Source organism: Microvirga arvi, assembly GCF_016892765.1.
Lineage (GTDB): Bacteria > Pseudomonadota > Alphaproteobacteria > Rhizobiales > Beijerinckiaceae > Microvirga > Microvirga arvi.
This window is the reverse complement of sequence record NZ_JAFEMD010000020.1, coordinates 108338-114866: the sequence shown is the minus strand read 5'-3', so window position 1 is coordinate 114866 and position 6529 is coordinate 108338. Positions and strand designations below refer to the sequence as shown.

Below are 6529 nucleotides of genomic sequence, written 5' to 3'. Positions count from 1 at the left end.
CTGCGCCGGCAATCGGCCGCATGGGGACCATTGGGATATCGGCGCAGGTATGTCCAGTAGGCCTCCCGCGTGTTGCGCGCCATCGTCCGGCGCCAGACGATGGCCTCCCGGCGGGCGACGAGCAGGGCCGTCACGCGGCGGGAGAGGCGATGATCGGGGTAGCGGCGCAGGAAGGCCTGATAATCCTGCATCGTGTCGCGTTCGACGGCGATGGCATAGGCCTCCTCGGCCGGGACCTCCTCGATGCGGCGCGCCTCGCGCACCCGCGGCGCGGGAGCGGTCTCGGCCTGCTCGAAGAAGACGAACGATGCGTTGCCGAGATTGGCCGAGTGCCAGGGAATCTGCAGTCCGTCCGTGGCCTCGTGCGTCCGCAAGCGGGCGCGGGCGAAAACCTCATCCACCGACAAGCCCGGCTGGCGGAGCATCTCTGCCAGTGCCGTGGCATAGGGCCCGTAAGGACCGGGTCCATCGGCGGAAACGATGTTGGGCGCCGAGGAGAACGCCATCAGGAAGCCCGAGGGCGCCTCCATCAGGGCCAATCCCCTGGCGATGGGCTCGCCCGTGGAGCCGAGCGGGTATTCCCGCGCCATGTCGGCCACGACCACCCTCACCTGAGCCGGGCTCTGCTCGAGGGAGCGGACCAGATCCGAGAGGCGGAAACCTTCGATGGCGATGTCCGCGTCGCGCTGGATGCGGGCATCGACGGGCAGCAGGTAGTTCTCGCCCTCGAGTTGGACCCCGTGTCCTGCCAGATAGACCATGATTGTGGAGCCAGGCTCCAGGTTCTCGACCTTGTCGAGAAAGTCGCGCACGAGGCTGCGCAGGTCGTTGGCACCGAGATCGCGGCCCTGGATGACCTCGAATCCGGCGCTGGTCAGGGACTGGGCGATCAGGCCCGCATCGTTCGCGGTGGTCGGAAGCGGGCGCCCTTCATAGGCGCCCTGCCCGACCACGAGGGCGAGGCGATCCTGTGCGAAAGCGAGGGAGGCCTGACCAAGGGTGGCCACCACGGCCACGACGGCGAAAACGATAGCACGTTTCAGGAAAGACACGGTTCAGGCCCCTCTTCGACCCACTTCGGCGGGATCATGCCGCCAGAAGAGGCCAAGCCAGTTGAATGGGCCGTGAACAAAAGGGGCATCAATTGACGCTAACTTTGCTCAGCCCTCATCTGAGGAGCAGACGTAACCTGTGTCTCGAAGGAGGATCCAGAGAGCACTGGACGATCCTTCGAGACGGTCGCTGACGACCTCCTCAGGATGAGGTTGAGTTTGTCAATGATGCCATATTGCCGTCAGCGCCGCGTCATCGCGAGGTAGACCACGAAGGCCCCGATCGCGAGGGCAAGCCCCATGATCGCCATCTGCCGGGCCTCGCCGGTGAGAGCCGCGTCCCGGTACATCTGCGAGAGCCGCTCGGCGCGCTCGGGATCCTGCGATACGAACATCCCGATCACGATGCTCAAAGTGGCGAGACCGAGGATCCAGTAGGTTGGACGCATGAGCTGTTCTCCTAGAGCATCGGACCCAAAAGTGGGGCCTGCTTTTGGGATCTATTCGATGCTCAATTCTTTGAATAGCGCATCGTTGAGGGCGGAAAACCGGGACCACTTGTCCGCACGATGCGCTAGCGTCCCTGGAAGCGGGGTGGACGCTTCTCACGGAAGGCCGCGACCCCCTCCATGAAGTCGTCGCTGGAGCCTGCCTCGCTCTGCAGCCTGGCCTCGAGCTTGAGCTGCGCGTCCAGATCGTTGGACAGGCTCTGCGCCACGGCCTGCTTAGTGAGGCGGTAGGAGAGCCCGGGCCCCGTCGCCAGCTTGGCGGCGAAGGCCGCGACGTCGACCGCAAAGGATGCGTCGTCGAAGACCTTGTAGACGAGGCCCATGCGCTGCGCGTCATCGGCGGCGACGGATTCGGCACTCAGCATGAGGGCCAAGGCGAGCTTGGGGCCGATCAGGCGCGGCAGGATCCAGGTGCCGCCCGCATCGGGAATCAGGCCGATCTTGGAGAAGGCTTCCTGCAGGTAGGCGGAGCGGGCCGCCACGACGATGTCGCAGGCGAGTGCGATGTTCATGGAGGCCCCGACGGCCGGGCCGTTGATGGCGGCAATGATGGGCTTCGGGTAGTTGGAGAGCCTGAGGATCAGCGGGTTGTAATCGCGCTCCAGGGCTGGCCCGAGATCGAGGCGCCCCTGCTCGTCGCGCTTGAGATCGACCGTCAGGTCCTGGCCGGACGAAAAGGCTCGTCCCTCCCCGGTCAGCACCACCACGCGCACATTGTCGTCCCGCTCGCATTGATCGAGCGCCTCGCGCAGCTCGGCATGCATGGCGGCGTTGAACGCGTTCATCTTGTCGGGTCGCGCGAGGGTGATCGTCGCGACCGGTCCGTCGAGGGTGCAGCGGAGGGTCGTCGGACTCATGTCTCAAGCTCCTTATCGTCGAGCTTGAACATAGTACGGATCCGGCAGGTGAGAACCGGCAAAAGCCGGGTTCAGACTAAGAATCGATGCTCGGCGGGGCATTCATCGTGCCAAGTGCTCTCTAGAACCAATTCCAATCCGGCATTCCACCTCAAAGCTCTGTTGATTGAGATCCTTCGGAGCGGGCGGTCAGCTCGCTCTCCAGAGCCACCCAACTGTAAGCCTCCTCGATGCGCTTGATCTGGTAGCGAGGCTCCTCGCCGCCAGAGGGCAGCAGCTTGGTAATGAGGAACGCCCCACTCCAGACAGGACCGGTGAAACGCCTGGTCGTGAATGTCACGGATTGTCCACGTGCGTAGAGATAATCGGGCAAAACGGGTTCCTTCTCAGGTGAGGATGACGGGCTTGAAACGAGAGCAAAACTCTGTGGTTGCTAATGCCTGAACAGGCGAGCCTGCTCGTTCCGGTGCCGGGCTCTGCGCGGCAGGCTCATCCAGGGAACAAGGTTGAGGTTCGCAGGGTCGTCCATGTCGGGGAAATCGAGCAGGCCGGAAACCTCCGACTCCCGAAAAACACCGATGGGAGAGGCAACCTGGCTGAGTTCATCCTCGCCGGCGACACAATCAAAGGGACGGACCGTCGAGCGGATCCGGTACTGCGGCTCGATCCGTCTCGAATCCAGGCAGCCGACGATGGTGAAGGGCTGACGGCAGACCAGATGAGGGAAGCGCTGCTCCGTATAAAGAACGTGATCGCCGATAGCGTAGTGATGGGCTTTCATGGGGTGTCTCCTTCAGCATGACGTCCGTGCAGGCCGCCATGCGCGAACGGAAGCTCGCATCCTTGCGGTCGATGGAATCGATCGTTCCGATCAGGGATGCCGATCCAGGCGCCAGATCTCGACATCCCGCGCCGCCACTCCGATTGGCAGTCCGTAGCGCTCTTCCACCGTGGCGATCAGCTGATCCTTTGTCCTGATCAGCGCGAGATCCGACATCGAAAGGCGGCTCCATTTTGCCTGGATCTCCCGCATGGGGCGCCCGCTGAAGATATGGCCGTCTCGATTATAAGCAATATATGTCATGAAATTACCTGATCTATGTCAAATAAACGTCTTGAAAGATCTATCGTTCCAAATATCGTCTCGAATAATATTATTATTTCCCATTCACCCCAATGTATATCCTAGAACATCTATTGAGTTTTATTGACCGCCGTCTCGGAGCAATTCACCAACTTCCCTCTGCAGCGTAGGAAGCAGTTCGGCCTCGAACCAGGGGTTTTTCTTCAGCCAGCCGTTGTTGCGCCAGGAGGGATGCGGCAGGGGCAGGATGCGGGGCTTCTGCGGATGGCTAAGGATGTCGCGCCAGCGCCTCACGGTCTCGGTGAGCCCGTCCTTGAAGGTCTCGCCCAGGTGCCAGGCCTGTGCGTATTGGCCGATCAGCAGGACGAGATCGAGATCGGGCAGCGCCTGGAACAGAGGCTGACGCCAGACCTCGGCGCATTCCCGGCGCGGACCGAGGTCGCCGCCTTTCGCATCCTGCCCCGGGAAGCAGGATCCCATCGGCACGATGGCGACCTTGGCGGCATCGTAGAAAGTCGCTTCATCCAGTCCAAGCCAAGAGCGCAGCCTGGTGCCGGAACGATCCGCGAAAGGGATCCCGCTGGCATGGGCCCGCGTGCCTGGTGCCTGGCTTGCGATGCACAGGCGCGCGGAGGCGCTGCCCTGGATGATCGGACGCGGTTCGTGAGGCAAGGCCATGCCGTAGCGCGGCGCATCGCGGCAGATGCGGCAGGACCGCAACTGCGCCGCGAGATCATCGAAATCAGGTTGGGGATTCATCCCCATCAGATGGGGATTCGGGGAGCATTTATCGAGGCTGCATTTGAGGCTGATCAAGGCGGCTCCAAGCCAGTGACGCTTACAAGCGTTCCATGATCGATGCCCTCACCTTTGTCCCGGCCGTTGCCGCCATTCTCGCGACGCCCGGCCCCACCAACACGCTGCTGGCGAGTTCCGGCGCACAGGCTGGCCTCCGCCGTTCGCTGCCCCTGGTGCCGGCGGAACTGTGCGGATACGCGCTCGCAATCGCCGGATGGGGGCTTTTCCTGGAGCCGGCCTCGGCCACCCTGCCATGGCTGAAACCGCTCCTCCGGCTCGCCTGCGCCGCCTATCTTGTGGCCGTCGCGTGGGGATTGTGGTCCAAGGCTGGAGAGGCGCTGAGCGGATCGGGCTTCGGCCCGCGCCGCATCTTCATCGCGACGCTGCTCAACCCGAAGGCGCTTATGTTTGCCGCCGTGATCTTTCCCGAAGCGGCCTTCCAGACTTCAGCCGCCTTCATCCAGGCCATGAGCGTCTTCGCGGCGGTCATCGTGCCCATTGCGCTGGGGTGGATCGGCTTTGGATCGGCCCTGTCGCAGCCGGGCTTTCTCATCGGCCCGCGGGCCGTCCAGCGAGGCGCGGCCCTGGTCCTGCTTACCTTCTCGGCTTCGCTCGGAGCGGCGGCCCTCGGCTGAACTCAGCCGCCCTGTTCGTTCCTGCGCCAGTCCTGCGGGCGCTCGAACGCGCCCTCCCACAACCCCGCCGCCCGGCTCCGGGCGCGGGCTTCCTCGGCGTCGTAATCGCGCCCGTAGGAGACGGCCCAGCCGCTCTCCACCATCTGCGTGCCGATATCCTTGCCCTTGACCGTGCACCGGGCAAGGATCCGCTGGTAGCGGTCGCGCCCGGCGGCGCGGCAGCGGATCGTTTCGCCGGAGACGAGATCGATCAGCGCCCGGCGGGCCGTCTCGCCGCAGGCATAGGAACGGCCGGAGCGCGAGCATCGCTGCTCCATCTCGGGCGCATCGATCCCTTTCAGGCGGATGCGCGCGTCGCCGATGCGGATCGTGTCTCCATCCGTGACCTGAGCCCGGCCCTCGAGCGAGCGCCCATTGGGTTTGAGCACGAGCCCGGCCCCGCCCGCGAGCGCCAATGCCGCGACGAGGGAGGTGAGCCCGCTCCCTCGGAAGCGACGCCGGAAGCCTCTCACGACAGGCGCTCGGAAACTCCCGCCTGCCCGAAGGTGGCCATGTCGCGGTGAACGGCCGCCGCTGCTTTCACGAGGCCGGCCGCCAGGGCCGCGCCCGATCCTTCGCCGAGCCGCATGCCGAGCGCCAGCAGCGGGATCTTGCCGAGGCGCCCCAGCACGTCCTGATGCGCACCTTCGGCGCTGAGATGCCCCGCGATGCAATGGTCGAGGATCGAGGGATGAATGGCGTGGAGGATCGCGGCAGCGGCTGTCGCCACATAGCCGTCGAGCACCACCGGAATGCGCTGCAGTCGCGCAGCGAGGATCGCACCGGCCATGGCGGCGATCTCGCGCCCGCCAAGACGGCGCAGCACTTCGAGCGGATCCTCCAGGTGCTCGCCGTGATGGGCGACGGCCGCCTCGACCGCCGCGACCTTGCGCCGGAGACCCTCGTCATCGACGCCCGTGCCGCGCCCGACCCAATGCTCGGCCGGGCCGCCGTAAAGGGCGGTGTAGACCGCCGCCGCAATGGTAGTGTTGCCGATGCCCATCTCGCCGATGGCGAGAAGATCCGTACCGCCGGCAATCGCCTCCATGCCGAAGGCCATGGTGGCGACGCAGGATTTCTCATCCATGGCTTCAGTTTCGGTGATGTCGCCGGTCGGCATGTCGATGGCCAGATCGAAGACCTTGAAGCCCAGGCCATAGGCCGCGCAGATCTGGTTGATGGCCGCCCCGCCCGCCGCGAAATTCTCCAGCATCTGCCGGTTCACGTCCGACGGAAAAGCCGAGACGCCCTTGGCGGTGACGCCGTGGCTGGCCGCGAACACGCAGACCAGCGGACGGTCGACGCTCGGCGTGGGCTTGGCCTGCCAGGCGGCGAGCCACTCAGCGATCCATTCGAGGCGGCCCAGGCTCCCTGCGGGCTTGGTGAGCTGCCTGTCTCGTATCCGCACGGCTTCGACGGCGGCCTCGTCCGGACCGGGCATGGTCGTGATCAGGCGGCGGATATCGTCGAAAGGTGAGGACACGGCATCAGACATGGAGGGCTCCAGCCCATGGGGCATTGCAGAATGCGAAGAGGCGTGACCTATAACGGCCCA

10 protein-coding genes are annotated in these 6529 nt (G+C 64.7%); 1 reads left to right on the top strand and 9 read right to left on the bottom strand.

Annotated features, from left to right (window positions below; all coding sequences use genetic code 11):
* From ILT44_RS14650 to ILT44_RS14620, 7 genes are all read right to left on the bottom strand, one after another.
* A partial coding sequence (locus tag ILT44_RS14650) for a caspase family protein (protein ID WP_204240337.1) occupies window positions 1-1052 on the bottom strand: 1052 nt, incomplete at its 3' end.
* Between the two features lie 242 nt (window positions 1053-1294).
* Window positions 1295-1501, bottom strand: coding sequence for a hypothetical protein (locus ILT44_RS14645; RefSeq protein WP_204240336.1), 207 nt, complete (start codon window positions 1499-1501; stop codon window positions 1295-1297).
* 125 nt (window positions 1502-1626) lie between these two features.
* The gene (locus tag ILT44_RS14640) at window positions 1627-2418 is read right to left on the bottom strand and encodes an enoyl-CoA hydratase-related protein (RefSeq protein WP_204240335.1); all 792 of its coding nucleotides are present in this window, start codon (window positions 2416-2418) and stop codon (window positions 1627-1629) included.
* A 151-nt stretch (window positions 2419-2569) separates the two neighbouring features.
* Window positions 2570-2758 carry a hypothetical protein gene (locus tag ILT44_RS14635; RefSeq protein ID WP_204240334.1) on the bottom strand — a complete coding sequence of 63 codons (189 nt, stop codon included), beginning with the start codon at window positions 2756-2758 and terminating at the stop codon, window positions 2570-2572.
* Between the two features lie 93 nt (window positions 2759-2851).
* The gene (locus ILT44_RS14630; protein WP_204240333.1) at window positions 2852-3199 is read right to left on the bottom strand and encodes a hypothetical protein; all 348 of its coding nucleotides are present in this window, start codon (window positions 3197-3199) and stop codon (window positions 2852-2854) included.
* 90 nt (window positions 3200-3289) lie between these two features.
* Window positions 3290-3502, bottom strand: coding sequence for a CsbD family protein (locus tag ILT44_RS14625; protein ID WP_204240332.1), 213 nt, complete (start codon window positions 3500-3502; stop codon window positions 3290-3292).
* Between the two features lie 120 nt (window positions 3503-3622).
* Window positions 3623-4267 (bottom strand): uracil-DNA glycosylase family protein, encoded by a 645-nt coding sequence (locus ILT44_RS14620; protein WP_372441165.1) that lies wholly within the window; start codon window positions 4265-4267, stop codon window positions 3623-3625.
* An 86-nt stretch (window positions 4268-4353) separates the two neighbouring features.
* Between ILT44_RS14620 and ILT44_RS14615 the strand changes: the two genes are divergently transcribed.
* Complete coding sequence (locus ILT44_RS14615; protein WP_204240330.1) at window positions 4354-4935, top strand: LysE family translocator; 582 nt, start codon at window positions 4354-4356, stop codon at window positions 4933-4935.
* Window positions 4936-4937: 2 nt separating this feature from the next.
* On the opposite strand, the gene ILT44_RS30890 is transcribed toward ILT44_RS14615, so the two are convergent.
* Together ILT44_RS30890 and cobT are read right to left on the bottom strand one after the other, a co-directional pair.
* The gene (locus tag ILT44_RS30890; protein WP_204240329.1) at window positions 4938-5447 is read right to left on the bottom strand and encodes a thermonuclease family protein; all 510 of its coding nucleotides are present in this window, start codon (window positions 5445-5447) and stop codon (window positions 4938-4940) included.
* Window positions 5444-6469 carry a nicotinate-nucleotide--dimethylbenzimidazole phosphoribosyltransferase gene (gene cobT, locus ILT44_RS14605; RefSeq protein ID WP_204240328.1) on the bottom strand — a complete coding sequence of 342 codons (1026 nt, stop codon included), beginning with the start codon at window positions 6467-6469 and terminating at the stop codon, window positions 5444-5446. The genes ILT44_RS30890 and cobT overlap by 4 nt, the downstream gene beginning before the upstream one ends.
* Between the last annotated feature and the right edge of the window lie 60 nt (window positions 6470-6529).